Raw genomic sequence first — 26,194 nt, 5'->3', positions numbered from 1 at the left:
GAAATGGACTGCACCTTTCATATGGAACCTCGCGACATTGACGGCGACCTCACCGAGATCCTGATCAGCGAGGAGCAGATCCGCGATCGCCTGGCCGAAATGAGCCGCGAGATCGAAGCGGACTACGCCGGCACCGATCTGCTGCTGGTCGGCGTGCTCAAGGGCGCCGTCATGGTCATGGCTGATCTGGCCCGCGAACTGCGCCACCCGATCACGATGGACTGGATGGCGGTCAGTTCCTACGGCTCCGGCACGCAGTCCAGCGGCGTCGTGCGCATTCTCAAGGACCTCGACACCGACCTGTCTGGCCGCAACGTGCTCATCGTCGAGGACATCATCGACTCCGGCCTGACCCTCTCGTGGCTGCTGGCGAACCTGAAAACCCGCGGTCCGGCATCCATTGAAATCTGCGCACTGCTGCGCAAACCGGATGCCGCGCGCGTCGACATCGACGTGAAATACGTCGGATTCAACATTCCGAACAAGTTCGTGGTCGGTTATGGCCTCGACTATGACGAGAAGTACCGCAACCTGCGCTCGGTCGGAATTCTCGCCCCGCACGTGTATTCCACCGTCGCGGCCGCCGCGCTCTAACAGCGTTCGGCTCTGCGCCCGAGTTTTCCTTTGGGCGAACACACGGCATTCCCTTGTAAACGCGCGCTAGCCTGAGGTCACCATGAACGTCAAGAAGCTACTCCGCGGCCCCATTTTGTACATTGTGCTCGCCGTCATCGCCGTCTGGGTGGGGTCAAGCCTCATCACCATGTCCGGATTTCGTGAGGTCAGCACACAAGAGGGCCTGAGCTTTCTTGAATCGGGCAACGTCGCCGAGGCGACTATCGTCGATGGCGAACAACGCGTCGACCTCACGCTGACCAAGGCCAGCGGCGACCTCGGCACCCAGGTTCAGTTCTATTACGTTGCTCCGCGTGGTGAAGAGATCATCACCGCGGTGACCGCAGCAAACCCGAAGGACGGCTTCACCGACGAGGTGCCGCAGCCCAACTGGGTGCTCTCCGTACTGAGCTTCCTGCTGCCCGTGCTGCTGATCGGTGCCTTCTTCTGGCTCATGATCTCGATGCAGGGCGGTGGCAGCAAGGTCATGAAGTTTGGCAAGTCCAAGGCCAAGCTCGTCTCCAAGGAAAGCCCACAGGTCACCTTCGCCGATGTCGCCGGCGCCGATGAAGCCATCGAAGAGCTCGAAGAGATCAAAGACTTCCTCAAGGAGCCGGCCAAGTTCCAGGCGGTCGGAGCCCGCATCCCCAAGGGCGTTCTGCTGTATGGCCCTCCCGGGACCGGAAAGACGCTGCTGGCCCGGGCCGTGGCCGGCGAGGCCAACGTGCCGTTTTACGCGATCAGCGGCTCGGACTTCGTGGAAATGTTCGTCGGCGTCGGAGCCAGCCGCGTGCGTGACCTGTTCAGCCAGGCCAAGGAAAACGCCCCGGCCATTATCTTCATCGACGAGATCGACGCCGTTGGTCGTCACCGTGGTGCCGGAATGGGCGGCGGCCACGACGAACGCGAGCAGACCCTGAACCAGCTGCTGGTCGAGATGGACGGCTTCGACGTGAAGGCGAACGTCATTCTGATCGCCGCCACCAACCGACCAGACATTCTCGACCCCGCTCTGCTTCGCCCTGGCCGGTTCGACCGGCAGATCGGCGTTGATGCGCCCGACATGCTCGGTCGCAAGCGCATCCTTGAGGTGCACTCCAAGGGCAAGCCGATGGCCGACGGTGTTGACCTCGAGGTCCTCGCCCGTAAAACGCCCGGCTTCACCGGCGCCGACTTGGCAAATGTGCTCAACGAGGCCGCTCTGCTGACCGCTCGCTCGAACGCCCAGCTCATCGACAACCGGGCCCTGGACGAGGCCGTCGACCGGGTCATGGCCGGACCGCAGCGCCGCACCCGCGTGATGCGCGACAAGGAAAAGCTCATCACGGCGTACCACGAGGGTGGCCACGCCCTCGTCGCGACCGCCATGAACTTCACCGACCCGGTCACCAAGATCACAATTCTGCCGCGCGGCCGGGCCCTCGGCTACACGATGGTCATGCCGCTTGAAGACCGCTACTCGGTCACCCGCAACGAACTGCTCGACCAGCTGGCCTACGCCATGGGTGGCCGTGTCGCCGAGGAGATCATCTTTCACGACCCGACCAGCGGCGCGTCCAACGACATCGAGAAGGCCACCGCGACGGCCCGCAAGATGGTCACCGAGTTCGGCATGAGCGCGGTCGTCGGTCCGCTCAAGCTCGGCCAGGGTTCCGGTGAGGTGTTTCTCGGCCGCGACATGGGCCACCAGCGCGACTACTCGGAGCGCGTGGCCGAGAGCGTCGACCGCGAGGTGCGCCAGCTGCTCGAGGACGCCCACGACGAGGCCTACGAGGTTTTGATCAAGAACCGCGTGATCCTGGACGACCTCGCCACGGCACTGCTCGAGCACGAAACGCTCGACCAGACCGCTCTCGCCGAGATCTTCGCCAACGTCGAAAAGCTCCCGTCGCGCCCGCAGTGGCTGTCGAGCGACAAGCGCCCCGTGTCTGACGTGCCGCCGATCGCGATGCCGGCTCCGAAGGCTCCCATCGACGGTGCCGCCGTCGACGGTGGCATCACGAGCGGTGACGCCGCCCCCGCCAAACCGAAACGCGCGCCGGCCCGCACCCCCCGCCCCGCGACCGCTTAGGCGCCCGTGGCGGTGGACAGGGCACGCATCGAGGCGGCCGTTTCAGAGATTCTCGCCGCAATCGGCGAGAATCCGGAACGGGTCGGCCTGGAGAGCACGCCGCGACGAGTAGCGGATGCCTACGCCGAGTTCTTCGCCGGCCTGGACCAGGACCCGCAGGAGCTCCTGCAGGACTTCGTTCCGGTCGGGGACAGCACCGGGGAACTCGTGCTGCTGCGCGACATCGCCTTTCGGTCCATCTGTGAACACCACCTGCTGCCGTTCCTGGGCACCGCCCACGTGGCCTACCTGCCACGGGGCCGGGTCGTCGGCCTCGGCCGGTTGCCCGCCGTTGTTGAAACCATCGCAGCCCGGCCCCAGCTGCAGGAGCGCCTGACCGAGGAGATCGCCGGCGCATTGCAGGACGGCCTCGACCCGCTCGGCGTGCTCGTCGTGCTCGATGCCGTGCACGGCTGTGTCGGCACCCGCGGCCCACGCCAGAGCGCGAGTTCGACCGTGACCATGGCTTCCCGCGGCGTGCTGACCGAGCCGACCGCCCGCGCCGAGATCATTGCCCTGATCGCCGCGGGCCAATGACTCTGATCAGGCCAGTGACGCTGATCAGGCCAGTGACGCTCATCATGGGGGTGCTCAACGTCACACCTGACTCTTTCAGCGATGGCGGACGGTGGGCAGCAACGGATGCCGCCATCGAGCACGGACTGCTGCTGCGCGCCCAGGGCGCCGACCTGATCGACGTGGGCGGTGAATCCACTCGCCCGGGTGCCACCCGCGTCACTCCGGCCGAGGAACAAAACCGGGTCATTCCGGTCGTCACCGAACTCGCCCGGCAGGGACTGCGCCTGAGCATCGACACGCTCAACGCCTCGACGGCCCGCGCGGCAGCGAAAGCCGGAGCGAGCATCATCAACGATGTTTCCGGCGGGTTGGCCGACCCCGACATGGCTGCTGTCGTCGCCGACACGGGCCTGAACTTTGTGGCCATGCACTGGCGTGCCCATGCCCAGCAGATGGACGCCCTCACGGAGTACGACGACGTCGTCACCGAGGTTATGGTCGCGCTCACCGCCCGGGTGGACGCGTTGACCGCCGCCGGCGTGGCGCGCGAGCGCATCGTGCTCGACCCTGGCCTCGGCTTCTCCAAGAAGACCGAACACAATTGGCAGCTAATCAACCGGCTAGATGCCTTCGCCTCGCTGGGGCTTCCGATCCTCGTCGGAGCCTCGCGCAAACGCTTTCTGGCGGCGGTTCTGCCGGACGGCGCTCCAGTGCAGGACCGTGACCTGCCGACCGCCGTGGTGAGTGTGCTGGCCGCACAGGCGGGCGCCTGGGCGGTGCGCGTGCACGACGTCGCCGGCACCCGCGCGGCGCTCAACGTACTGTCCAACGCCCGGCAATCGACGTCACCGGCCACCAATGAATTGTCGGGCGGGTCGTTCGAGTCCGACACAATGGAACCATGACTGATTCGATCACCCTCACCGGCCTGCGGGTGAACGCCCACCATGGCGTCTACGACTTCGAGAAAGAAAACGGCCAGGACTTCGTCATTGACGTCACCGTCTGGCTCGATCTGCTCGCGGCGGCGGCGAGCGATGACGTGACCCAGACCATCCACTATGGCGAACTCGCCGAGCAAATCACCGACGCAGCCAAGCACAACCCCGTCGACCTCATCGAAACCGTCGCCGAACGCATCGCCTCCGTCGTGCTGGCCCATCCACCGGCGCTCAAGGTGCAGGTCACGGTGCACAAGCCGCAGGCTCCCATCTCCGTGCCCTTCACCGACGTGGCTGTGCAGATCACCCGGGTGCGGCCATGACCGGTGATCGAGTCGTTCTGGCCCTCGGTAGCAACCTCGGAGACCGGGAAACGACGCTCGCGAGCGCCGTGCGGGATCTCGCCGACCTGCCCGGCGCGACGCTCGTCGCAGTGTCGCCGAGCTACGAATCGGCAGCCGTAAAACTCGACGGTGTTGACGAGCGCGCCCCCCGCTATCTCAACGCGGTGCTCACGATCGATTACACCGGCGACGCCTACGCGCTGCTCGACGCCGTCAACGCCATCGAGGCCGAGCACGGCCGGGTGCGCGCCGAGCGCTGGGGCGACCGCACACTCGACATCGACATCATCGCCTTTGGCCAGCTGAGCATCGACGACGCGCGCCTCACCGTGCCGCACCCGCGCGCGGCGGAACGCGACTTCGTGCTCGCCCCCTGGCTCGACCTCGATGAGCAAGCCACCGTTCCCGGCCGGGGCCTGGTGCGCGACCTGCTCGCCGCGACCGGCCAGACAGTGCGCCGGGCAACGGATGCCGCCACCCTCCACCCGGCACCGGGAACACCGCGATGAAGCGCTCGCACGCGACCGGGCTGCTCGCGGTGCTGCTCATCGGACTCGTGATCGGCTTTCTGCTCGAGATCGCGTTCGCGGCATCCGGTGCCCCCATCGTCGTTCCACCGGTTACTCTGCCGCTAACGCTCATCCTGTTGGCGGCCGTCGTCGTCAGTCTGGCCTGGCGGGTACGTCAGGGCAGCCGACGCAAGGCGCTGCGCCGCATCGACCCGTTCTGGGCGATGCGGGTGGCCGTACTGTCGAAGGCGACCTCACTCTCAGCGTCCCTGCTGTTCGGCGGTTCCCTCGGCATCGTACTGTACATCCTGACCCGATCCGTGGTGCCGGCGGTCACTTCGCTCTGGCTCGCGATTGGTACGGCGATCGGCGCGGCCGTCATGCTGGCGGCCGGCCTCGTGGCCGAACACTTCTGCACCCTTCCGCCCGACGACGACACCGATACCGACGAGCCCGGAGGTACGCGTGCCTGATTCCGACGATGTGAACCCACCCGAACACGCGCGGGTCGAACCGTCGGAACGGCTTGACCTGGTCGGCGTCGGCGAGTGGAAGCGGGTTTCCCCGAAGTACGTGCTGGTCGAGATCGTCGGCACCATTTTGTTCGGCGTCGTGGTCTGCGGCGGCGCCAGCGTGCTCTGGCTGCTGCTCGAGCAGACCTGGGCCTTGTGGGTCGGCCTCGCGGTGCTCCTGATGACCATTATCAACCTGGTGTTCGAACCGCGCCGGGTGCGCTCCATCGGCTATCTGCTGCGCGAGGATGATTTGCTCTTTCGCCGCGGCATCCTCTTTCAGCGCTTTGTGGCGGTGCCCTACGGACGCATGCAGCTCATCGATATCACCCGCGGCCCGGTGGCGCGCTGGCTCGGTCTGGCCGACCTCAAATTCGTGACCGCGGCGGCGACCGCCGGGGTCTCGATCCCCGGGCTGGCCGAAGCGGATGCCGAAAGTCTGCGCGACCGTTTGGTGGAGCTCGCCGAGATCCGCCGGGCGGGGCTGTGAGCGAGCCCGCCGTTCCGGCGCCACTCGCTGCACCGCGCACCGACCTCACCGACGGGCAGTGGCACCGACTGCACCCCGCGACACCACTGCTGCGCGGCGGCATTTTCATGGTGGCCGTGCTCGGCTTCGTGATCGCCAACCTGCGCGAACGGCTCATCGACCTGTTCCTGGGCGAGGAGAACTACGGCGGCGACCCGATCGATGAGATCTACCAGCGGGGCGGCACCGGGTGGGCGCTGCTCATCATCGCTGGCGTGCTACTGGTCATAATTGTCGCGTTCTACCTGTCCTGGCGCATGCACACCTTTCGCATCAACGGGGAAGTTGTCGAGGTGCGCAGCGGCCTCGTTTTTCGCAGCAACCGCAAGGCGCGCCTCGACCGGGTGCAGGGGGTGAACCTGGCTCGGCCGTTGATTCCCCGACTGTTCGGAGCCGCCCGGCTCGACATCGCCGTCGCGGGTCAGGACGGCAACGTGCAGTTGGCCTACCTCGGCTCGAAATTAGCGGATGACCTACGCCGCGACATTCTGCACCTCGCCTCCGGCCTGCGGCAGAGCAGAGCGGCGGACGCCGCGCCATCACTAACCGTCCCGGCCGTGCTCGGCGGTGACGCCGCCCCCACCCTGATCGGCCCGCCCACGGCGCACTCGGCCCTCGGCGATTTCGCCGCGGCGCGCTACAACGAGTTTGTGGCCCCGGAACGGGGCCCCGACGCCGCCCCACCGGAGTCGGTCGTGCGCATTCCGCCCGGACGGCTGATCGGGTCGGTCGTGCTCAGCGGCTTCACCGTCTTTCTGCTCCTGGCCGGCATCGGGCTGATCGTCAGCGTGATCGCCGGCAGCAGCGGCTGGGTGCTCGTGGCCGTGCTTCCCGGCCTGATCGGCAGCGTCGGCTACTACTTCTCGCGCATCACCAAGCAGCTGCGGTTCACGATCGCGGGCACGGCTGACGGCGTGCGGGTCGGGTTCGGCCTGCTCTCCACGAGCAGCCAGACCCTGCCGCCCGGGCGTATCCACGCCATCAAGGTGTCCCAACCCATTCTGTGGCGTCGTTTCGGCTGGTGGCAGATCAACATCAACACAGCGGGGCACGCTGGCGGGGCGAGCGCGGGTAATCCAACGAGCACGGTGCTTCTGCCGGTCGGCACCCTCGCCGACGTCGAGAAGGTGCTCGAACTGGCCCTCCCCGGCTTCACCACCGATACCCATGGGGCGCTGGTCGAAAACGGCATGCTCGGCGGCCGCAAAGCTGATTCCGGAGTCGCCGATTTCTACAGCAATGCGCCATCGCGAGCTGTCTGGCTGCGACCCTTCTCCTGGTGGCGCACCGGCTGGGCGGTCTCGGGCAATGTCGCCCTGATCCGCCGCGGGGTGCTCTCCCGCGACCTGATCCTCGTGCCGCTCGCCCGCATGCAGGGTGTGAGCGTGAGGCAGGGCCCGATCAAGCGTCTGCTGCGCCTCGCCTCGGCCGACCTGCTCGCGGTCGCCGGCCCGGTCACGGCGTCGCTCAGCGTCATCGACGTCGATGAAGCGCTCGTGCTTTTCCAATGGATGTCCACCGGCGCGGTCAGCTCGGCGCTCGCCGACACCAGCCACCGCTGGAGCCGGGCCGACGAGGCCCCGAAGCCAGCCGCAGATCAATACGGAGAGACAGAATGAACGCCAAGCCCGGCCGCCTCGGCGTCGGAATCATCGGAGCCGGCCACGTCGGCCCCATTCTCGGCGCCGCACTCGCGGGTGCCGGCCACGCGATCGTGGGCATCTCAGCGATCTCCCAGGCCAGCCGTGATCGGGCCGAAGCCATCCTGCCGCTCGTGCCGATCCTCACCGTGCCCGAGGTGGTCGAACGCAGTGAGCTGGTCATCATCGCGGTACCCGATGCCCAGCTGGAGAGTCTGGTGCAGGGCCTCGCCGTGACGAACACCTGGCAGCCAGGCCAGCTTGTGCTGCACACCTCCGCCCGCTTCGGCACCGCGGTGCTCGCGCCCGCCCAGGCAGCCGGAGCGATCCCACTCGCCATCCACCCAGCCATGGCCTTCACCGGCACGAGCCTCGATTTGGCCCGGCTCGCGGACAGCTATTTCGCGGTGACCGCGCCCGGCCCGGTGCTGCCGATCGGGCAGGCGCTCGCGGTGGAGATGGGCGGCGAACCGCTCATCGTCGCCGAGGCCGACCGCGCCAGCTACGCTGAAGCCATCGAGATCGCCACCGCATTCTCCACGTCGATCGTCGAGCAGGCCACGCGGCTGCTCGCCGGAATCGGGATGGAGCAGCCGGGAGCCGTGCTGGGGCCGCTGCTGCGCTCCGCGATGGAGAACGCCCTCGGGCGCACGAGCCCGGAACGCCTCGACCTGACCGGGCTGGACGAAATCGCGCCCAGGCAGCATCCGCTTGACGACGACCGGACAATCGAATGAGCACACCCGAAGTGATCAGCACCATCACCGCCCTGCAACACCGGCTCGGTCAGGCCCGGGGCCGTTCGGCGCTGGTCGGCGGGGACACCCGCATCGTGCTCGTGCCGACCATGGGGGCCCTGCACGCCGGGCACCTCGCGCTGGTGCGGCGGGCGCGCGCTCTGGGCGACATCGTGGTGGTGTCGATCTTCGTGAACCCGCTGCAGTTCGGCGCCGGCGAAGACCTCGAGCGGTACCCGCGCACCCTCGATGCCGACCTGGCCACCCTTGCCGACGAGAACGTTTCGGTCGTGTTTGCGCCCACGGCCAGCGAAATGTATCCAGACAGCGCGAACGGCACGCGGGTGACCGCTGGCCCGATCGGCAGCGCCTACGAGGGAGCTGCGCGCCCGGGCCACTTCGACGGCATGCTCACGGTCGTCGCGAAACTGCTGGGCATCGTGGCACCGGACACGGCGGTGTTCGGTCAAAAAGACGGCCAGCAGGTTTTTCTCGTGCAGAGCATGGTTGCCGACCTCAACCTGCGCACCGCGATCGAGGTCGTCGAGACGGTGCGCGAGCCGAGCGGGCTGGCCCTCTCGAGCCGCAATCGCTACCTCGACGACGCCCAGAATACGGCGGCGCAAGCCCTGTTCGCCGGGCTCCGCGCGGCCGTGCAGGCGGCGCTGGCCGGACCCGCCGCCGCCCTCGCTGCTGCACACGCACGCATTGCCGCCCAGCCGCTGGTTAAACTGGACTATCTCGTGATCGTGCACCCGCAGACCTTTGTACCGGTCGACGACGCCTATCGCGGACCGGCCCGGATGCTCGTGGCCGCGCGGGTCGGTACCACCCGGCTGATTGACAACGTGCCGCTTGCCCTCGGGTAGGCAGCATCCGCTTTATTTCTGAACTGACAGCACCAACGGAGAACCGTATGAGCCAGAACACCCCGCCCATCTCGACCGACGACGAGGGCTTCTCCGACGCGGAAATGAACGAGCAGAAGGCCGTGCGCCTCGGCAAACGCGACCGCCTGAACGCGGCGGCCGCCAGCCCGGCCGGCGGCGCGTACCCGGTGTCGGTTCCGGTGACCCACACCATTCCGGCCGTGCGCGCCGAATTCGGCAGGCTCGAAGCGGATGCCGTCACCGCCGTCATCGTCGGCCTGGCCGGCCGCATCGTGCACCTGCGCAATACCGGCAAGCTGTGCTTCGCCAGCCTGCAGTCGGGCGACGGCACCCGCATTCAGGCCATGGTTTCGCTCGCCGCCGTCGGCGATGAGTCACTCGCCGCCTGGAAAGACCTGGTCGACCTCGGCGACCACCTGTTCGTTACCGGCGAGGTCATCTCCAGCCGCCGCGGCGAACTGTCGATCATGGTCACCGATTGGCAGGTCGCCGCGAAGGCGCTGTTGCCGCTGCCGAACCTGCACTCCGAGCTCAGCGAAGAAACGCGGGTGCGCAGCCGCTACCTCGACCTGATCAGCCGCGAGCAGGCCCGCACCAACGTGCTGTCCCGTTCGAAGGCCGTCGCGAGCCTGCGCAAGACGTTCACTGACCTCGAGTTCATCGAGATCGAGACCCCGATGCTGCAGGTCATGCACGGTGGGGCATCCGCTCGCCCATTTCAGACCCACAGCAACGCCTTCGACACCGAACTGTTTCTGCGCATCGCGCCGGAGCTGTTTTTGAAGCGGGCCGTGGTCGGCGGCATCGACCGGGTCTACGAGATCAACCGCAACTTTCGCAATGAGGGCGCCGACTCCACCCACTCGCCCGAGTTCGCGATGCTCGAGGCCTATGAGGCGTACGGCGATTACAACTCCATCGCCGACCTCACCCAGAAGCTGATTCAGGATGCCGCGTTCGCGATTGCCGGATCGCACGTGGTCACCTGGGCCGACGGTACTTTGTTCGACCTCGGCGGCGACTGGGACCGCATCGGCATGTACGACAGCCTGTCCACGGCGGCCGGTATCACGATCACGCCCGAGACGCCGCTCGCCGACCTCGTCGCGATCGCCGATCGCGAAGGCATCGAGATCGACCACCCGATTCACGGCAAGTACGTCGAAGAGCTCTGGGAGCACTTCGTTAAGGGCGACCTGGTGCGCCCGACCTTCGTGATGGACTTTCCCATCGACACGAGCCCGCTCGTGCGCGGCCACCGCTCGGTGGCCGGGGTGGTCGAGAAGTGGGACCTGTACGTGCGCGGCTTCGAACTGGCCACCGGCTACTCCGAGCTCGTCGACCCGGTGGTGCAGCGGGAACGCTTCATCGAGCAGGCCAGCCTGGCCGCCGGGGGAGACCCGGAAGCGATGCGCCTCGACGAAGAATTCCTCCGCGCTCTCGAATACGGCATGCCGCCAACCGGTGGCATGGGCATGGGTATCGACCGTATGCTGATGGCCCTGACCGGCCTCGGCATTCGCGAGACAATCCTCTTCCCGCTGGTCAAGTAGTTAGTAGGTACTCATGAGCTATCTCCCCAAAGACGAATTAGAGCCCGACAAGGGCGGGCGCAAACCGCCGTCGATGAACCGCATCGCGATCTGGGTGATCGTCGTCGGCGTCGGCGTGTATTTTCTCGGCAGCGGAATCTACGGCATCCTGACCAAGTAGGGGCTTCACCAGCCTTTACGCGTAGTCTGGGGGTGTGATTGAGAACTTCTGGGGTAACGCGCTCTTTTCGGTCGTGCCCACCATTGCGCTTGGCCTCATCTTCTGGATGCTGATGCGCTCAATCCTGCGCGCCGACCGCACCGAACGTAAGGTGTACGCCCAAATCGAAGCCGAAGAACGCGCCCGGCTCGGTCTCGACAAACCGACCACCTAAGTACCAATGTTCGGCATCGACGGCCTGACCATCACCGTTCTGCTGGCCCTGATCGTCGACTTTTCCGTGCGCGTCGTGGCCATCATCGTGGTCCCTCGCAACCGCCGCCCGATGTCGGGCATGGCCTGGTTGCTGACCATTTTCTTCATCCCGTACCTCGGCGTGCTGCTCTTTCTGCTGATCGGCTACCGCACCCTGCCGAAGAAGCGCCGATTGATGCAGGATGAGATCAACCAGTTCATCCAGGGCAGCACCGAGGGCATGGAGCTCGTGCGCCGCGACCACCCGTGGCCCAGCTGGCTAGAATCGGTCGTTGAACTCAACCGCAACCTCGGGGCGATGCCGCTCGTCGGCGACAACACCGCGAGCCTGATCAACGACTATCAGCTGTCGTTCGACACGATGATTGCCGACATCGACCTGGCCAAGAAATACGTGCACGTCGAGTTCTACATTCTCTCGCTCGACCACACCACCGCGCCGTTCTTCGACGCCCTCGAGCGGGCGCACCGGCGCGGGGTCAGCGTGCGCGTGCTAATGGACCATATCCAATCAATGCGCAAGCCGGGTTTTCGCCAGACCAAGAAACGGCTGACGGATGCCGGTATCGACTGGGAACTCATGCTTCCGGTGCAGCCGTTCAAGGGTAAATGGCAGCGACCCGACCTGCGCAACCACCGCAAGCTGCTCATCGTCGACGGCCTGGTCGGCTTCATGGGGTCGCAGAACATCATCGACCGCACCTACAACATGCGTAAGAACATTCGTCGGGGTCTGAAGTGGAAAGACTTCATGACCCGGCTGGAAGGCCCGATCGTGTCGGGGCTCAACGCCATCTTCATTACCGACTGGTACAGCGAAACCAATGAGCTGCTCACTCGTGACATTGAGCCGGTGCATCCGCGGCCGGTGACCGATGCCCTCGACTGCCAGGTCGTGCCGAGCGGCCCGGGGTTCAAGGGTGAGAACAACCTGCGCCTGTTTCTCGCGTTGCTCTACTACGCGCAGGACCGCATCATCATCACGAGCCCGTACTTCGTGCCGGACGAATCGATCATGTACGCCATCACGACCGCCGTGCAGCGAGGGCTTCGCGTTGAGCTGTTCGTCTCGGAGATCGGCGACCAGGCCGTGGTTTATCACGCCCAGCGCTCGTACTATGAGGAATTGCTGACCGCCGGCGTGCACATCTACATGTACAAGGCGCCGTACATTCTGCACGCCAAGCACTTCACGATCGACGATGAGGTCGCCGTCGTCGGCTCGAGCAATATGGACCAGCGCTCCTTCAGCCTCAACATGGAGGTCTCGCTCATGGTGCGCGGCCGGTCGTTCGTGCGCAACCTCCGGGCGATGGAGGATGAGAACCGTTTGAACAGTCGCGAGTTGACCCTCGAGGAGTGGCGCAAGCAGCCGCTGCGCTCTACCATCCTCGACAACCTCGCCCGGCTCACTTCCGCCGTGCAGTAGCGCCCGGTCAAGCGGATGCTGCGCGCGGGCCCAGCGCGCAGCATCCGTCACGCTGCGCGTATCACGCCTACGGCGAACAAACGCCCGCGGGCGGCGCAGGCTGGTTATTCTCGATGTAACGGCACCAACTGCCCTGGCGCCAAGGGAGCGATCATATGTTTGAGAGATTTACCGACCGAGCTCGTCGCGTCGTCGTTTTGGCCCAGGAAGAGGCCAAGATGCTCAACCACAACTACATCGGCACCGAGCACATTCTGCTCGGGCTGATTCACGAGGGTGAAGGCGTCGCCGCGAAGGCTCTGGAGAGCCTCGGCATCTCGCTGGATGCCGTGCGCGAGCAGGTACAAGACATCATTGGCCAGGGGCAGCAGCAGCCCACCGGCCACATTCCCTTCACGCCGCGGGCGAAGAAGGTTCTCGAGCTGAGCCTGCGCGAAGCGCTGCAGCTCGGCCACAACTACATCGGCACGGAGCACATCCTGCTCGGCCTCATTCGCGAGGGCGAGGGCGTTGCCGCCCAGGTTCTCGTCAAGCTCGGCGCCGACCTCAACCGCGTGCGCCAGCAGGTCATCCAGCTCCTCTCCGGTTACCAGGGCAAGGAGCAGGTCGCGGTCGGCGCCAACGAGCAGGCGGCCAACACGGCCGGCAGCCAGGTGCTCGACCAGTTCGGCCGCAACCTCACCCAGATGGCCCGCGACAACAAACTCGACCCGGTCATCGGGCGCGAGAAAGAAATCGAGCGGGTCATGCAGATCCTCTCGCGTCGCACCAAGAACAACCCCGTGCTGATCGGTGAGCCCGGCGTCGGCAAGACCGCCGTCGTCGAGGGGCTCGCCCAAGCGATCGTCAAGGGCGATGTGCCCGAGACACTCAAGGACAAGCAGCTCTACTCGCTCGACCTCGGCTCGCTCATCGCCGGCAGCCGCTACCGCGGTGACTTCGAAGAGCGCCTGAAAAAGGTCACCAAGGAGATCCGCACCCGCGGCGACATTATCGTCTTCATCGACGAGATCCACACCCTGGTTGGTGCGGGTGCCGCCGAGGGCGCCATCGATGCCGCATCCATTCTCAAGCCGTTGCTGGCCCGTGGTGAGCTGCAGACCATCGGCGCGACCACCCTCGACGAGTACCGCAAGCACTTCGAGAAGGATGCCGCCCTCGAGCGCCGCTTCCAGTCCATCCAGGTGAACGAGCCGTCGCTGCCGCACACCATCAATATCCTCAAGGGACTGCGCGACCGCTATGAAGCGCACCACAAGGTATCCATCACCGACGGTGCCCTCGTAGCCGCGGCGAACCTCGCCGACCGCTACGTCTCCGACCGGTTCCTGCCCGACAAAGCCATCGACCTGATCGACGAGGCTGGCGCTCGCCTGCGCCTGTCAATCCTGTCGAGCCCGCCGGAGCTGCGGGAATTCGACGAGAAAATCGCCGTGGTTCGTGCCGCCAAGGAACTCGCCATTGAGGAGCAGGACTTCGAGAAGGCCGCCGGCCTGCGCGACGAGGAGAAGAACCTCCTCGGCGAGCGTCTGCGCCTGGAGAAGAAGTGGAAGTCCGGCGACGTCAAGACCACCGCGGTGGTCGACGAAGGCCTGATCGCCGAGGTTCTGGCCCAGGCCACCGGCATTCCGGTGTTCAAGCTCACCGAGGAAGAGTCCTCGCGGCTCGTCTTCATGGAAAAGGCACTGCACCAGCGCGTCATCGGTCAGGAAGAGGCCATCTCGGCGCTCGCCAAGACCATCCGTCGTACCCGTGCCGGCCTGAAGGACCCGAAGCGTCCCTCCGGATCCTTCGTCTTCGCCGGTCCCACCGGTGTCGGCAAGACCGAGCTCGCCAAGGCGCTCGCCGAGTTCTTGTTCGACGACGAGGCCGCCATGATCTCGCTCGACATGAGTGAGTACGGCGAGAAGCACACCGTGTCGCGACTGTTCGGTGCGCCTCCCGGATTCGTCGGCTTCGAAGAGGGTGGCCAGCTCACCGAGAAGGTGCGGCGCAAGCCGTTCTCCGTGGTGCTGTTCGACGAGATCGAAAAGGCTCACCCTGACATCTTCAACTCCCTGCTCCAGATTCTGGAAGAGGGCCGGTTGACGGATGGTCAGGGTCGCGTCGTCGACTTCAAGAACACCGTCATCATCATGACTACCAACCTCGGCACCAAGGACATCTCGGGCGGACCGGTCGGCTTCCAACTGGAAGGCGACACCACCACCGGGTACGAGCGCATGGCCGGCAAGGTCAAGGACGAGCTGAAGAAGCACTTCAAGCCCGAGTTCCTCAACCGCGTGGACGAGATCATCGTGTTCCCGCAGCTGACCAAGCCCGAGCTGCTGCAGATCGTCGACCTGTTCATCAAACGTCTCGGCTTGCGTCTGCTCGACCGCGACATGACCGTCGAAGTCGCCCTTGCGGCCAAGGAACACCTGATCGAGGTCGGATTCGACCCGACGCTCGGTGCTCGTCCGCTGCGCCGCGCCATCCAGCGCGAGGTGGAGGACCGCCTGTCGGAGAAGATCCTTCAGGGCGAGCTCAACGCCGGAGACCACGTGCACGTGGACTTCGTCGAGGGCAAGCTCGTCTTCACCACGACGACCCGGGCAGATTCGGTCGGCGTCGGAGTGAACACCGCAGCCGCCGTCGGCACCGGTCCGGCCACCCCCGACTTGGCGATCACGAGCGACTAGGTTTCACCCCGCGCTAGTTCAGCGGCAGAAGGCCCGGCAGATTCGTCTGCCGGGCCTTTTCCGTTCCCCCAGCACCGGCTGGCGCGCATAACTCCTGCAATTTCTGTGGCTTCCAGCCAACTTCCGCGTCTTTCCGGGGGTGGCCGGCCGGGGCCGCCACAATTTGCAGGAGTTATGCGCGGGGAGAGGGCGGCTGGACGGGGCATCCGTTCTGGTGGGGGCGAAAAGTGGGGGCCAATTCAGAAGGGACGGGGGTGGCGGGCGGCGGCGGCGGCGGAATCCCGCGGCACGATCCCTAGACTGGTGGTTTGATCCTGATTTAGCCACGAGAGGGGCCGATAGGCGTGACCGTATTGCAGCAGAGGGAGCCGGAACAACCCGAACTGGAGTATTCGGTGCGCCGCGCCCGCACCAGTGACGTTCCCGGCATTGAAGCGCTGGTCGAACCGCTCGTGCAGCAGCGCATCCTGCTCGGCAAGGACCGCGTCGTGTTCTACGAGGCGGTGCAGGAATTTCGGGTGGCCGTTGACTCCTCAGGGAAGCTGATCGGCTGCGGCGCCCTGCACGTCATGTGGGAAGACCTTGGCGAGGTGCGAACCCTCGCCGTCGACGCAAACTGGCTCGGCCACGGCGTCGGCTACACTATGATGCAACGCCTCGAAGCGGATGCCCGCGACCTCGGCTTGAGCCGACTGTTCTGCCTGACGTTCGAGGTGGGCTTCTTCACCCGCAACGGCTTCAGCGACATGGGTACCGAAACCGTCGATCCGGCCATCTACGCCGAGCTCGTGCGGTCTCCCGATGAGGGCGTCGCGGAGTTTCTCGACCTGGCACGGGTGAAGCCGAACACACTCGGCAACACCCGCATGGTGAAGCGCCTGACTCGTTCCTGAACCGGCGGAATTCTGCGTGACCGGCTCGATCGCGGCTATCTGTGCTGCGGGGCGCCGATTTCTGCTGCGCATACGAGCGAAATGCGCGGAGTTCACCCCCCGGACACCGCCCGTCACTAGGCTGCGAACTATTGCACCGGCCGGAACCACTCCACGGGGAGCAAGACCCTGGGTGCAATGAGACGACCATCGTTCAATGAATGAGGAGATCCATGTCATCCGCCGTTCGCAGCCGTTCGAGGCTGGTTTTCGCCACACTTCTGGGGGTAAGCCTCGCGGCCGCTCCGATCATTGCCATACCGGCCAGCGCCAACACCGCCGGCACCGGAGTCGTCATCAACGAGGCCTACCTGAACGGGGGCAGCTCGGGTGCGACCTACCTGAACAAGTTCGTCGAGCTGTACAACCCGACCAACGCCGACGTCTCGCTCGACGGCACGTCGATTCAGTATCGCGCGTCGGGCTCGACGTCGAATCCGACCTCGGTCCTCGCTTTGACCGGCACCATCGCCGCCGGAGGCTACTACCTCGTACAGGGCGGCTCGAACGCGACAAATGGCGCGTCGCTCCCAGAAGCGGATGCCGCCTCCGGCATCTCCTTTGCCGCCGGCTCCGGCACGATCTTCTTCGCCAACCAGTCCGCAGCGCTGTCTGCGCCCGCCATCGGCTCGCTCACCGGGCAGCCCGAGATACTCGACCTGATCGGTTACGGCAGCTCGAACACCTACGAGGGAACGGCCGCAGCCAACGCATCCGTCACCACCTCGGTGAACCGCACGAACTTCATTGACACCGATGTCAACGCCGCCGACTTCAGCTCGGCCACTCCAACGCCGACAAACACGGCGGGCGAGACCGGCAGCCCGGTCGACCCAGAACCCGACCCTGACCCAACCCCGGTGCCCGCCGAGCTGACTGCGATCAACGCGATCCAGGGAACGACCGATACGAGCCCGCTGGCCGGAACGGTCGTCAAGACGTCCGGCGTCGTGACGGCCGCCTACCCGACTGGCGGCTTCAACGGCTTCTACCTGCAGGCCTCAGGGACCGGCGGCGATATCGACTTCGCCAGCCACACCGCTTCGCACGGCGTCTTCGCGTACTCCAACTCGGCCACCGCCGACGTGAAGATCGGCGACCACGTGCAGGTCGTCGGAACCGTCGTGGAGTTCTTCGGCTTGACCGAGGTCACCTTCAGCACCGTTGACGATGTCACCCAGCTCGCGGGCACCGACGTAGCCTTGCCGACACCGGTCACGGTGTCGCTGCCGACCAGCGAGGCGCAGCGGGAAACCCTCGAGGGCATGCTCATCGCGCCCCAGGGTGATTACACCGTCACCAACAACTACACAACCAACCAGTACGCCGAGATCGGCCTCGCCGCCGGAACGACGCCGCTGGTGAACCCGACCGTGACAGCACTGCCCGGCTCGGCCGAGTACACGGCGGCCATCGCGGCCAACGCCGCACGCGCCGTGACCCTCGACGACGGTGCGAGCACGAACTACCTCTCCAACACCAACCAGGGAACCCCAGTTCCGTACCTCACCGTCGCTGACCCGCTGCGCATCGGTGCGGCCGTGACCTTCACCAAGCCCGTGATCTTGGACTACCGCAACTCCGCGTGGAAATTCCAGCCCACCACGGCGCTCACCGCGGCAAACGCCGCCACGGTCCAGCCGGCCACGTTCGCCAATACCCGCACGGAGGCTCCCGAAGACGTGGGAGGGGACATCCGTCTGGCAAGCTTCAACGTCTTGAACTACTTCTCCACCGTCGGTGATTCCCTCGTTGGCTGCTCGTACTACAGCGACCGGGCCGGGAACCCGATAACCGTGCGCAGCGGATGCGACGCCCGCGGCGCCGCAAACACTGTCAACTTCGAACGCCAGCAGGCGAAGATCGTCGCGGCCATCAACGCCCTCGACGCCGACGTTGTCTCGCTCGAGGAGATCGAGAACTCGGCAGCCTTCGGCAAGGACCGCGACGACGCCCTCGCCAACCTGGTGAACGCGCTGAACGCAGCGGTCGGCAGCACGGCCTGGGCCTTCGCGGCCTCGCCCACCGAGCTCCCCGCCAACGAAGACGTCATCCGCACCGCTTTCATCTACAAGGTCGGTACGGTCGAAACCGTGGGTGGGTCCAAAATTCTCACCGGTTCCGCCGCGTTCAGCAATGCCCGCCAGCCGCTCGCCCAGGCGTTCCAGCTGGTCGGCGACACAAACAGCTCGTTCCTTGCCATCGTCAACCACTTCAAGTCGAAGGGCTCCGGAACCGGGGTCGACGCCGACATGAATGACGGCCAGGGGGCCTCGAACGCTTCCCGGGTGAACCAGGCCACGGCCCTCGTGGCCTTCGCCGCCGATCTCACGGCCAGCACCGGTATCGACCGGGTGTTCCTCACGGGCGATTTCAACGCCTACGACCTGGAAGACCCGATCAGGGTTATCACCGACGCCGGGTACATTAACCAGGGCGCCAAGACCGGCGAATACAGCTATGCCTTCGGTGGCACGGTCGGCTCGCTCGACCACGTGTTCGCTTCGCCAGAAGCGGATGCCACGGTCAACGACGTCGACATTTGGAACATCAACTCCGTTGAATCGGTGGCCCTGGAGTACAGCCGGTACAACAACAACGTGACCGACTTCTACATTGCCGACGCGTACCGCTCCTCCGATCATGACCCGGTCGTGCTCGGACTCAACCTCGTCGCGCCCACCTCGGTGGAGCTCAACCTGCTGAACATCAATGACTTCCACGGACGCATCGACGCCAACACCGTCAAGTTCGCGGGAACCATCGAGCAACTGCGGGCCGAGTACGGCGACGCGAATTCGCTGTTCCTCTCGGACGGCGACAATATCGGTGCCTCGCTGTTCGCATCGGCATCGCAGAACGATCAGCCGACGATCGACGTGCTGAACGCCCTCGATCTGGCCGCCTCTGGCGTGGGCAACCACGAATTCGATCAGGGCTTCGCTGACCTCGGGGCAAGAGTGGCCGATGCTGCCAACTTCGACTACCTCGGAGCCAACGTCTACAACGCGGGCACGGAAACGCCCGCGATGCAGGAATACGCCCTCATTGATGTTACCGGCGTGATGGTTGGCGTTATCGGCGCGGTGACGGAAGAGACCCCCTCCCTCGTCTCGCCGAACGGTATCGCGAGCCTCAGCTTCGGGGACCCTGTTGCCGCAGTCAACCGCGTTGCCGCGCAGCTCACCGACGGCGACCCCGCCAACGGCGAAGCGGATGTCCTGATCGCCGAGTACCACGAGGGTGCCGGCGCCGGAATTCCGGATGGCGCCACGCTCGAGCAGGAACTCGCCGCCGGCGGGGCCTTCGCGAGCATCGTGAATGACACTTCGGCCGAGGTCGACGCGATCTTCACGGGGCACACTCACAAGCAGTACGCCTGGGACGCCCAGGTTCCCGGCGCGGCCGATGGCGTCACGCGCCCGGTGCTGCAGACGGGCAGCTACGGCGAGAACATCGGTCAGGTTGTGCTCAGCTTTGACGTGGCCTCCGGTGACACGACCACGGTGAAGAACCGCAACGTGGCCCGCTCGACCGTTGCCGATGCCGACCTCGTGGCCGCGTACCCGCGCGTCGCCGAGGTTCAGGCCATCACCAACGCCGCGTTGGCCGAGGCCGCGATTCAGGGCAACGTGCCCGTGGGTTCGGTCACCGCCGACATCACCCGGGCGTGCCTCGGTGGAGTCGCGCCGTGCGCCGAAAACCGGATGGCGCCATCCACTCTGGGGACGCTCGTGGCCAACTCGCTGCGCGCGTCGCTGGCCGACCCCACCATCGGCGGTGCCGAGATCGGCGTCGTCAACCCCGGTGGAATGCGTGCCGACCTCTCGCTGTCTCCTGACGGCGTGGTGACCTACGCCGAGGCGAACGCGGTGCTGCCGTTCCTAAACAATCTCTGGACGACGAGCCTGACCGGCGCACAGTTCAAGACCGTTCTCGAGCAGCAGTGGCAGACCAACGCCGATGGCACGATTCCGAGCCGGCCGTTCCTGCAACTCGGCTTGAGCGACAACGTGAACTACACCTTCGACGCGTCACGAGATGCCGGAAGCCGCATCACGGGCATCTGGATCGACGGTGCCCAGATCGACGCGGCGCAGTCCTACCGCATCGGTTCGTTCAACTTCCTGCTCACCGGTGGCGACAACTTCCGAGAGTTCACGAAGGGAACGGATACCCGCGACTCGGGACTCGTCGACCGCGACGCCTGGATCTCTTACATTCAGGCCAACAGCCCGCTGTCCCCGTCGTTCAAGGCCAGCCAGGCTTCGATCACCGGCGCCCCCACGGCCGCGGTCAGCCCGGGTGACACGATCACCTTCACGGTCGGCAGCCTCAATCTCACCTCGCTCGGCGCCCCGAAAAACACCCAGCTCACGCTGAGCTGGTCGGGCACCGACGTCGGTACGGCATCCGTTGATTCGACGGGCGCAGCCATCGTCACCGTCACGGTGCCGGCCGATGCCGTCGCGAGCAGTGTCCTCGAGATGACCGCGGTTGAATCGGGCACGATTGTACGCCTCGCCGTTGCGGTAACCGTGAGCACCGAACCGGGAGATGCGCCGACCGCAGCCCCAGCGAAGGATCTCACCAAAAAGCTGCGGAACGCGATCGACACCGACCGGAACTCCTATCGGGCCGGTGACACGGTCGCTGTCGAGGTTGGTGCCTCGCACGCCGGCGAGTATGTGTCGGTGTGGGCCTACGACAAGAAGAAGGCCGCCAACCTCGGCGGCTGGTTGCTCGTCAGCGCAGAGGGCACGGTGAGCGTCACACTCGCTGACGGCCTCAAGCACGGCAAGTACAGCGTGTCCGCGCAGAACGCTGACGGTGACGTAATCGGCTGGACCAACGTCACGGTCGACCACTCCAAGAAGGCACCGAAGCCGCCGAAGCCAGGGCACCGCTAAGCCATGGTTTGTGCCGGGGCCCGCTCGCACCGTTTCGGTTGCGGGCGGGCCCCGGCCTGTTCCGGCGGCAATTGCTGCCGACACGCACGCCATTACCGCCTTCTGGCGTCGAACATCAATAACCTTGGGGCATGTCGACGATCAAGCAACCGGTCGGCCGCCAGTCCAGCAAGGTGTACCGGCGCCGGCGTTTCGTAGTGGGGCTCGGTCTGCTCGCCGTGCTCGTGATCCTCTTTCTCATCATCGTGCAACCGGGGGTGAGCAAGGGCGACGCAGACTCGCCGAAAACGCCCGCCGCGGCCACGACCGAGTCGGCCACGCCGACGGATGCCGCCACCGTCATTCCCGAGACGGCCACCGCCGTCGATGGCTCGGCCTGCGACCCGTCAGCGGTGCAGGTTGCGGCCATCACCGACGCCACGAATTATGCGGCCGACGTGCTGCCGCAGCTGTCGCTGAGCCTGACCAACATCGGCACCACGGACTGCGTGATCAACGCCGGCAACAAGCAGCAGGTGTTCACCGTGATGAGTGGTGAAGACGTCTACTGGACCTCGACCGACTGTCAGACCAACCCGATCGACGCCGAGGTGACGCTCAAGCCCGGCGTGGTCATGCCGCTCGCAACCCCGATCAGCTGGGATCGCACCCGCTCGGCCGTTGACACCTGCCAGACCGAGTCCCGCACCGCAGTTCCGGCCGGCGGGGCGTCGTACTACCTGTACGTGACCGTGGACGGTATCGAAGCGGCCGACCCGGCCTTGATGATTCTGAACTAGGGCTGGCTGCTCAATCTGACGCCCCGCCCGGTGGTGCCGAACACTATTTCCCGTTGAACTGGGGAGAGTGCGCGGGTGAGGGGTAGCCTGTTGCTCTTCCGGGGCCGGTTTTAGAGCGACTTGAGACCCCTCACGGAGGCGGGTCTGGCTGGGGCTGGGGTGGAACAGGTGGGCGGCTATCTGGGGCCTCGGCTCGAGCGCGCGTTCGCTCGTGGCATGCGCTGCCAGCTGGGCGTGTACGGGCGCGCCTGATTGAATGAATGGGTGACCGATACGACTGCCAACACCCGTTCCGAGGCGCTCGCCGCCGCACTAGCGGCGCAAGACGTCGTCGCCGTCGCCTATGCGCTGCGCAACGATTACATGATCGTGCCGCAACTCGTCGTCAACGGGGAGGCGGCGCAGGTGCGGGTCTTCGGCCGCGAAGGCTCCGACAAGCGGATGCTGCTGCTCTTCTCGGCCGCCGAAAACTACGTGCGCGTGGTACCCGACGACCCGAACCCGCAGGTCATGGTCTGCGACGGGCAGTGGCTGCGGGAATTTCTCACCGTGCACGCTGCGACCCTGGAGATGGTGTTCTTCGACATCGCCGGGCCGAACGTGATGCAGGCAGCTCCTGCCGATCTGCTCAAGGCGCTGAGCCCCGAACTTGGCCAGAGCGACGGCGACTGAGTCCTCGCCCGGGCAGCTTCGAGCAACTGCCCGATAGATCGCCGGGTCCAGGTGCAGGCTCGGCGCGCCGGTCAGTGCGCCGAGCGTGCATCTTTTTTTCGGGAAAGCGCTTAGCTGCGGCCGAATATAGGGCGGGGTGGCGGCGGAGTCTAGAACGCCCGATCGAGTTCGGCGTCGCGGGGGCTGCGGCTGGTTCCGAGCGCGAGAGCAACCGCCGCGTGGATCGACCCGCAGGCGGCGTCGATCTGGGTGGTGAACCCGAGGCGCACGGCCTCGTTCACGCGCTGCTTCGACATGAGTGCGCCGCGCACTTCGCCGGCCAGGCTGATCTCACCGAAGGCGACCACGTTGTGGGCCACGGCAAGCCCGGTGAAGGCCGACGCGATGGCCAGCGCAATCGCGAGGTCGGCGGCCGGTTCGGTCAGACGGATTCCGCCGACCGTCGACACGTAGACATCTTTGGCGGAGAGTTTCATGCCGGCGCGCTCCTGCAGCACCGCGAGCAACATGGCCACACGGGCTGCGTCCACACCGCTCGTGACGCGGCGCGGGTTCGGTGCCTGGGTGTCGGTGACGAGCGCCTGCACCTCGACCGGCATTGCCCGACGGCCTTCGAGAGCGACGGTGACGCAGGTGCCGTCGACCGGTTCAGTGGCCCGGCTTAGGAACAGCCCGCTCGGGTCGGGCACCTCGGCGATGCCGTCGCCGGTCATCTCGAAGCAGCCGACCTCGTCGGTGGGCCCGAATCGGTTCTTGAGCGCGCGAATGAACCGCAGCGAGGTCTGCCGGTCGCCCTCGAACTGGCAGACCACGTCGACCAGGTGCTCCAGCACCCGCGGGCCCGCAATCGAGCCGTCCTTGGTGACGTGGCCGACGAGCAGCACCGGCAGGTTGCGATCTTTGGCCACGCGAATGAGAGTGGATGCAACCTCCCGCACCTGACTGGGCATGCCCGGCGAGCCGTCGGAGAGCGCACTCGACACCGTCTGCACCGAGTCGATGATGATCAGGTCGGGCTTCACAGCGTCGATCTGCCCGAGGATGACGCCGAGGTCAGTTTCGGCCGCGATAAAGAGCTCGGGTTCGAGCGCATTGGTGCGTTCGGCGCGCAGTCGCACCTGGCTCACCGACTCTTCAGCGCTGACATAGAGCACGCGGCTCTTGGCAGCCGCCGCCTTCGACGCGACCTCGAGCAGCAGCGTGGACTTGCCGACGCCGGGCTCACCGCTGAGCAGAATCACCGAGCCGGGCACGATGCCGCCGCCGAGCACCCGGTCGAACTCGTTGATTCCGGTCGGCCAGTGAGCGGCGGCATCCGTTTCAACGTGGGTGATGGGTCGGGCGATACCATCGCCGACGAGCGTGATGGCCTTGAGCTTGCGGGTGATGCCAGCGGTCTGGCCGGCATCGACGACGGTGCCCCACTGCTGGCATTCGCCGCAGCGGCCCGCCCATTTCAGGGTGGTCCAGCCGCATTCGGAGCAGCGGAAAGAGGAGACGGATTTTGCCATGTTTCGAGCCTAGCCGGGGCCACCGACAGTCGACTCTGCGCGCGGTTCCGGCGCTAGTCGGCGTCCTCCGACACCTGATTGACCGCCGAGAACCGGTGGGCGACATCGGCGCTGATCGCCGGCAGGAACGCCTCGGCCCAGGAGCGGTAGCCGCGGTCGTTGGGGTGGAACAGATCCCGGGCTACGTGGGTCAGAATGCTGCGAAAGCCGGCCCGCTTCGTCGTTGCGTGCAGCGGAACCACGGTCAGCTCGTGCTCGTCGGCGATCCGGCGAATGATCTCGTTGGCCGCGGCGACCTTGACCTCGTTGTGTGGCAGGTGAAAGCAGGGCAGGTCGGCGACGAGGGCGTGCGGCGGCAGTGCGGCGAACACGGTTCGGATGCCGGCTTCAAACGCCGCCGGGTTCCATGCGGCGATATCGTTGGCGCCGATCGCGACCGTAACCAGGTCGGCCTCCAGCCTGGCGAAGCGGGGAAGCTGATCGCGCACGGCCAATGCCACGGTCGCGCCGGAGACGCTGAGATTCACAACGCGTACCGTCTGGCCGGTCGCCAGGCGCACATGATCGGCGAGCACGCCGACGTAGCTCTTGCTTGGGCTCGACGCCCCGATTCCCTGGGCGGCACTGTCGCCGATCGCGACGTAGAGCAGCTCGCCCGACTGCTTCGCGTGGTCGCGCCACCAGGCCGAGTGCACCGGCAGGGTCTCGTTGAGAATGGCCTTCTGCTGTTCCAGGTCGCGGCGCCACAAAGTCGTGGCCAGCACGACGCCGCCGGCAAAAACGGCGGCTGTGGTAGCAATAGCAGAGCGGATGCGTAGGGTCGGTGAGGTCACCCGCTGAGGGTACTCCGCGGCATCCGTGTGTCTGCTGCATGTTTGCCGATTCGCGTCGAACCTCAGTCTCTACTAGAATCAACGGCGGTACCGTGTCCGAGCGGCCGAAGGTGCGACTCTCGAAAAGTCGTGTGGGGGAGACTCCACCGTGGGTTCAAATCCCACCGGTACCGCCACGAAAAACCCCCTACATCCCAATGTTTCACTGGGGAGTAGGGGGTTTCGTTTTGCCCGGGTGGTCATTTTGCCCACATTTTGCCCACACTTCAAAAAGTTTTGGACATAGAAAACACTCGGCATCGTGATCATACGGAGGTTTCGGGCCTGTTCAGTTCGCGTCGATTGTGCCAGTGAACGCTCGAGAATTTGGCTTTTTCCGCTGTCCAGGATCGAGACGGCGGCCGCTCTTTACGTCGAAGGGGAATGGGGTGAAACTAGATTGAAGCCGAACTGCTCATCGTCGTGGAACGCATGCGCGCTTCGTCGAGAGCGTTGCCCACGCGATCCAGATCATCGTCAAAAAGGTCGGCATAGGTATCCAGTGTCATCGCTGCGGAGGAATGCCCGAGCATCCGCTGCACGGCTTTCACGTTAGCGCCAGCCGAAATAGCCAAACTCGCCGCGGTGTGCCGAAGGTCATGACGGGTGATCGACGGAAAATTGGGATCGGCGATTTGACACTTCTTGAGCGCCGCCATCCACCAGCCGCGGCGGCTATCTGGCGGACGAACGAACGCGACGCCCGCGCCGAAGACTAGGCTGCTGGCCGCTTTGCCGACGCACAATTCCTTCAGGGGTGTCGAGAGAAATCCCGGGAATGGGACGCTCCGTGACTGGTGCGACTTTGGTGTGCCGAGCACGAAAGCCCCACCGACACCCACAGCATTCTGGTGCACATTGGCGCGTCGACGAACAAAGTCGAGGTCTTTGACCCGCAGCGCCGTCATCTCACCCCACCGGAGACCGGTGTACGCGAGAAAGTCGACCATCGTGCTGTTCCTCGCACAGTGACTGGCCAAGAGTGTGGCCTTGACCCCGGAGAGTGGACACGGGTTAAGCGGCGAGTTGAATCTCTGCGGCCTGTGACGAGTATTGCAGCTCGAAGTCCACAGGCGTGACGTGCCCGATCGAGG

23 protein-coding genes and 1 tRNA gene are annotated in these 26,194 nt (G+C 65.6%); 21 read left to right on the top strand and 3 right to left on the bottom strand.

Features of this window, described 5'->3' with window-relative positions; all coding sequences use genetic code 11:
- Positions 1-21: 21 nt before the first annotated feature.
- From hpt to E3O11_RS03605, 20 genes are all read left to right on the top strand, one after another.
- Entirely contained in the window at positions 22-594 is a 573-nt protein-coding gene (gene hpt / locus E3O11_RS03695) for a hypoxanthine phosphoribosyltransferase (protein ID WP_092451772.1), read from the top strand.
- Between the two features lie 82 nt (positions 595-676).
- Positions 677-2,686, top strand: a complete 2,010-nt coding sequence (gene ftsH, locus E3O11_RS03690) for an ATP-dependent zinc metalloprotease FtsH (RefSeq protein ID WP_092451774.1) — start codon at positions 677-679, stop codon at positions 2,684-2,686.
- A gap of 6 nt (positions 2,687-2,692) precedes the next feature.
- Positions 2,693-3,262, top strand: a complete 570-nt coding sequence (gene folE / locus E3O11_RS03685; protein WP_092451776.1) for a GTP cyclohydrolase I FolE — start codon at positions 2,693-2,695, stop codon at positions 3,260-3,262.
- Positions 3,259-4,149 (top strand): dihydropteroate synthase, encoded by an 891-nt coding sequence (gene folP, locus E3O11_RS03680; protein WP_198415541.1) that lies wholly within the window; start codon positions 3,259-3,261, stop codon positions 4,147-4,149. The genes folE and folP overlap by 4 nt, the downstream gene beginning before the upstream one ends.
- Positions 4,146-4,508, top strand: a complete 363-nt coding sequence (gene folB, locus E3O11_RS03675) for a dihydroneopterin aldolase (RefSeq protein WP_092451780.1) — start codon at positions 4,146-4,148, stop codon at positions 4,506-4,508. The genes folP and folB overlap by 4 nt, the downstream gene beginning before the upstream one ends.
- Positions 4,505-5,038, top strand: coding sequence for a 2-amino-4-hydroxy-6-hydroxymethyldihydropteridine diphosphokinase (folK, locus tag E3O11_RS03670; protein WP_092451782.1), 534 nt, complete (start codon positions 4,505-4,507; stop codon positions 5,036-5,038). The genes folB and folK overlap by 4 nt, the downstream gene beginning before the upstream one ends.
- Positions 5,035-5,511, top strand: a complete 477-nt coding sequence (locus E3O11_RS03665) for a DUF3180 domain-containing protein (protein WP_092451784.1) — start codon at positions 5,035-5,037, stop codon at positions 5,509-5,511. The genes folK and E3O11_RS03665 overlap by 4 nt, the downstream gene beginning before the upstream one ends.
- A complete protein-coding gene (locus E3O11_RS03660; protein WP_233195197.1) occupies positions 5,504-6,040 on the top strand; it encodes a PH domain-containing protein in 537 nt (178 codons plus the stop codon). Before E3O11_RS03665 ends, E3O11_RS03660 begins: the two co-directional genes overlap by 8 nt.
- The gene (locus E3O11_RS03655; RefSeq protein ID WP_092451786.1) at positions 6,037-7,698 is read left to right on the top strand and encodes a PH domain-containing protein; all 1,662 of its coding nucleotides are present in this window, start codon (positions 6,037-6,039) and stop codon (positions 7,696-7,698) included. The genes E3O11_RS03660 and E3O11_RS03655 overlap by 4 nt, the downstream gene beginning before the upstream one ends.
- Positions 7,695-8,456, top strand: coding sequence for a Rossmann-like and DUF2520 domain-containing protein (locus tag E3O11_RS03650; protein WP_092451788.1), 762 nt, complete (start codon positions 7,695-7,697; stop codon positions 8,454-8,456). Before E3O11_RS03655 ends, E3O11_RS03650 begins: the two co-directional genes overlap by 4 nt.
- Positions 8,453-9,325 (top strand): pantoate--beta-alanine ligase, encoded by an 873-nt coding sequence (panC, locus tag E3O11_RS03645; protein ID WP_092451790.1) that lies wholly within the window; start codon positions 8,453-8,455, stop codon positions 9,323-9,325. Before E3O11_RS03650 ends, panC begins: the two co-directional genes overlap by 4 nt.
- Positions 9,326-9,372: 47 nt before the next feature.
- The gene (gene lysS / locus E3O11_RS03640) at positions 9,373-10,899 is read left to right on the top strand and encodes a lysine--tRNA ligase (RefSeq protein WP_092451792.1); all 1,527 of its coding nucleotides are present in this window, start codon (positions 9,373-9,375) and stop codon (positions 10,897-10,899) included.
- A gap of 13 nt (positions 10,900-10,912) precedes the next feature.
- Complete coding sequence (locus E3O11_RS17510) at positions 10,913-11,059, top strand: hypothetical protein (protein WP_166787478.1); 147 nt, start codon at positions 10,913-10,915, stop codon at positions 11,057-11,059.
- Positions 11,060-11,093: 34 nt separating this feature from the next.
- Positions 11,094-11,273, top strand: a complete 180-nt coding sequence (locus E3O11_RS03635) for a hypothetical protein (RefSeq protein ID WP_092451794.1) — start codon at positions 11,094-11,096, stop codon at positions 11,271-11,273.
- 6 nt (positions 11,274-11,279) lie between these two features.
- Positions 11,280-12,743: a cardiolipin synthase gene (gene cls / locus E3O11_RS03630; protein ID WP_092451796.1), complete on the top strand. Its 1,464-nt coding sequence runs from the start codon at positions 11,280-11,282 to the stop codon at positions 12,741-12,743.
- Between the two features lie 155 nt (positions 12,744-12,898).
- Complete coding sequence (locus tag E3O11_RS03625) at positions 12,899-15,424, top strand: ATP-dependent Clp protease ATP-binding subunit (protein WP_092451798.1); 2,526 nt, start codon at positions 12,899-12,901, stop codon at positions 15,422-15,424.
- Positions 15,425-15,768: 344 nt separating this feature from the next.
- The gene (locus E3O11_RS03620) at positions 15,769-16,317 is read left to right on the top strand and encodes an amino-acid N-acetyltransferase (RefSeq protein WP_233195194.1); all 549 of its coding nucleotides are present in this window, start codon (positions 15,769-15,771) and stop codon (positions 16,315-16,317) included.
- Between the two features lie 212 nt (positions 16,318-16,529).
- Complete coding sequence (locus E3O11_RS03615; RefSeq protein WP_092451800.1) at positions 16,530-21,266, top strand: ExeM/NucH family extracellular endonuclease; 4,737 nt, start codon at positions 16,530-16,532, stop codon at positions 21,264-21,266.
- 131 nt (positions 21,267-21,397) lie between these two features.
- A complete protein-coding gene (locus E3O11_RS03610) occupies positions 21,398-22,045 on the top strand; it encodes a hypothetical protein (RefSeq protein ID WP_092451802.1) in 648 nt (215 codons plus the stop codon).
- A 264-nt stretch (positions 22,046-22,309) separates the two neighbouring features.
- Complete coding sequence (locus E3O11_RS03605; protein WP_233195193.1) at positions 22,310-22,717, top strand: dehydrogenase; 408 nt, start codon at positions 22,310-22,312, stop codon at positions 22,715-22,717.
- Between the two features lie 149 nt (positions 22,718-22,866).
- Here E3O11_RS03605 and radA read toward each other — a convergent pair whose 3' ends face one another.
- Both radA and E3O11_RS03595 read right to left on the bottom strand, forming a co-directional pair.
- The gene (radA, locus tag E3O11_RS03600) at positions 22,867-24,228 is read right to left on the bottom strand and encodes a DNA repair protein RadA (protein WP_092451806.1); all 1,362 of its coding nucleotides are present in this window, start codon (positions 24,226-24,228) and stop codon (positions 22,867-22,869) included.
- A 53-nt stretch (positions 24,229-24,281) separates the two neighbouring features.
- Complete coding sequence (locus E3O11_RS03595; RefSeq protein ID WP_092451808.1) at positions 24,282-25,061, bottom strand: SGNH/GDSL hydrolase family protein; 780 nt, start codon at positions 25,059-25,061, stop codon at positions 24,282-24,284.
- Between the two features lie 86 nt (positions 25,062-25,147).
- On the opposite strand from E3O11_RS03595, the gene E3O11_RS03590 reads away from it, so the two are divergent.
- A tRNA-Ser gene (locus tag E3O11_RS03590) sits at positions 25,148-25,237 on the top strand.
- A 258-nt stretch (positions 25,238-25,495) separates the two neighbouring features.
- On the opposite strand, the gene E3O11_RS03585 is transcribed toward E3O11_RS03590, so the two are convergent.
- Positions 25,496-26,080 carry a site-specific integrase gene (locus tag E3O11_RS03585; protein ID WP_277871254.1) on the bottom strand — a complete coding sequence of 195 codons (585 nt, stop codon included), beginning with the start codon at positions 26,078-26,080 and terminating at the stop codon, positions 25,496-25,498.
- Between the last annotated feature and the right edge of the window lie 114 nt (positions 26,081-26,194).

Origin of the sequence: Cryobacterium levicorallinum, assembly GCF_004402405.1 — a bacterium.
Classification (GTDB): Bacteria; Actinomycetota; Actinomycetes; order Actinomycetales; family Microbacteriaceae; genus Cryobacterium; species Cryobacterium levicorallinum.
Note: the sequence above shows the minus strand (reverse complement) of the source record. Positions and strands in the feature narration are given on the sequence as shown.

Excerpts from the sequence above, each read along its gene's own strand:
- folP (WP_198415541.1), top strand. The coding sequence starts at position 3,259 with ATGACTCTGATCAGGCCAGTGACGCTGATCAGGCCAGTGACGCTCATC.
- E3O11_RS03610 (WP_092451802.1), top strand. The coding sequence starts at position 21,398 with ATGTCGACGATCAAGCAACCGGTCGGCCGCCAGTCCAGCAAGGTGTAC.
- panC (WP_092451790.1), top strand. The coding sequence starts at position 8,453 with ATGAGCACACCCGAAGTGATCAGCACCATCACCGCCCTGCAACACCGG.
- folB (WP_092451780.1), top strand. The coding sequence starts at position 4,146 with ATGACTGATTCGATCACCCTCACCGGCCTGCGGGTGAACGCCCACCAT.
- E3O11_RS03650 (WP_092451788.1), top strand. The coding sequence starts at position 7,695 with ATGAACGCCAAGCCCGGCCGCCTCGGCGTCGGAATCATCGGAGCCGGC.
- ftsH (WP_092451774.1), top strand. The coding sequence starts at position 677 with ATGAACGTCAAGAAGCTACTCCGCGGCCCCATTTTGTACATTGTGCTC.
- cls (WP_092451796.1), top strand. The coding sequence starts at position 11,280 with ATGTTCGGCATCGACGGCCTGACCATCACCGTTCTGCTGGCCCTGATC.
- folK (WP_092451782.1), top strand. The coding sequence starts at position 4,505 with ATGACCGGTGATCGAGTCGTTCTGGCCCTCGGTAGCAACCTCGGAGAC.
- radA (WP_092451806.1), bottom strand. The coding sequence starts at position 24,228 with ATGGCAAAATCCGTCTCCTCTTTCCGCTGCTCCGAATGCGGCTGGACC.
- lysS (WP_092451792.1), top strand. The coding sequence starts at position 9,373 with ATGAGCCAGAACACCCCGCCCATCTCGACCGACGACGAGGGCTTCTCC.
- E3O11_RS03665 (WP_092451784.1), top strand. The coding sequence starts at position 5,035 with ATGAAGCGCTCGCACGCGACCGGGCTGCTCGCGGTGCTGCTCATCGGA.
- E3O11_RS03625 (WP_092451798.1), top strand. The coding sequence starts at position 12,899 with ATGTTTGAGAGATTTACCGACCGAGCTCGTCGCGTCGTCGTTTTGGCC.
- E3O11_RS03615 (WP_092451800.1), top strand. The coding sequence starts at position 16,530 with ATGTCATCCGCCGTTCGCAGCCGTTCGAGGCTGGTTTTCGCCACACTT.
- E3O11_RS17510 (WP_166787478.1), top strand. The coding sequence starts at position 10,913 with ATGAGCTATCTCCCCAAAGACGAATTAGAGCCCGACAAGGGCGGGCGC.
- hpt (WP_092451772.1), top strand. The coding sequence starts at position 22 with ATGGAACCTCGCGACATTGACGGCGACCTCACCGAGATCCTGATCAGC.